Annotated in this window: 1 rRNA gene; it reads left to right on the top strand. The window is 52.7% G+C overall.

From position 1 onward, the window contains the following. Positions 1–19 precede the first annotated feature (19 nt). Positions 20–558 (top strand): 23S ribosomal RNA (locus tag MKD38_RS30850); the annotation flags it as partial.

The following is a 558-nucleotide window of genomic DNA, read 5'->3' as shown; positions in this document are numbered from 1 at the left end:
TGAGACACACTTGTTATAGGGTCAAGCGAACAAGTGCATGTGGTGGATGCCTTGGCGATCACAGGCGATGAAGGACGCGGTAGCCTGCGAAAAGCTTCGGGGAGCTGGCAAACAAGCTTTGATCCGGAGATGTCCGAATGGGGAAACCCGGCCCGAATGGGTCATCCCACACTGAATTCATAGGTGTGGGAAGCGAACGCGGCGAACTGAAACATCTAAGTAGCTGCAGGAACAGAAATCAACCGAGATTCCCAAAGTAGTGGCGAACGAAATGGGAAGAGCCTTGTACTCTTTAGCAGTGGTGTTAGCAGAACGGGATGGAAAGCCCGGCCCTAGCAGGTGATAGCCCTGTATGCGAAAACACGATTGTGGAACTAGGTGTACGACAAGTAGGGCGGGACACGTGAAATCCTGTCTGAAGATGGGGGGACCATCCTCCAAGGCTAAATACTCGTGATCGACCGATAGTGAACCAGTACCGTGAGGGAAAGGCGAAAAGAACCCCGGGAGGGGAGTGAAATAGATCCTGAAACCGCATGCATACAAACAGTCGGAGCC

The sequence above is a fragment of the Cupriavidus sp. WGlv3 genome (genome assembly GCF_023952475.1).
In the GTDB taxonomy this organism is placed as follows: domain Bacteria; phylum Pseudomonadota; class Gammaproteobacteria; order Burkholderiales; family Burkholderiaceae; genus Cupriavidus; species Cupriavidus phytorum.
This window is presented reverse-complemented; position numbering and strand designations above follow the sequence as displayed.